1 protein-coding gene is annotated in these 548 nt (G+C 68.4%); it reads left to right on the forward strand.

Annotated features, from left to right (window positions below):
• Positions 1-12 precede the first annotated feature (12 nt).
• Positions 13-548, forward strand: a 536-nt coding sequence (locus ABD329_RS48035; protein ID WP_344318333.1) for an alcohol dehydrogenase catalytic domain-containing protein, incomplete at its 3' end; no start/stop codon positions are given.

A 548-nucleotide genomic window follows, 5' to 3' on the forward strand; every position in this document is an offset into this window, starting at 1 on the left:
TTTGGTCGACGGTTGGCCCGCGCCGGTGAGCTGTCTTTGCCGACGGGTTCGGGCTGGCGGGTCGAGGTGACCCGGCCGGGTGACCTGGGCAGTGCGGCTGTCATCGACGCTCCGGGGGCGGGTGTGGAGTTGGCGGCGGGTGAGGTCCGGGTGGGCCTGCGTGCGGTGGGTGTCAACTTCCATGACGTGCTGGCTGGGTTGGGGATGGTCGTGGACGGTCGGGTTCTGGGTATGGAGGGTTCCGGTGTCGTGCTGGAGACCGGTCCCGGGGTCACTGGTCTGTCGGTGGGTCAGTCGGTGATGGGTCTGGTGTCGGGTTGGGGTCGGGTGGGGATCGTGGATAGTCGTCTGCTTGCCCCGGTTCCGCAGGGCTGGTCTTTCCAGCAGGCCGCGGCGGTGTCGGCAGGCTTCCTGACCGCGTTTTATGCGCTGTGGGATCTGGCCCGGGTCCGTCCCGGTCAGCGGGTGTTGATTCACGCCGGTACGGGTGGTGTGGGTACGGCTGCGGTGCAGTTGGCGAAGGCGTGGGGGCTGGAGGTCTTCGCGAC

The organism is Streptomyces javensis, assembly GCF_039525925.1.
Taxonomy (GTDB): Bacteria; Actinomycetota; Actinomycetes; order Streptomycetales; family Streptomycetaceae; genus Streptomyces; species Streptomyces asiaticus.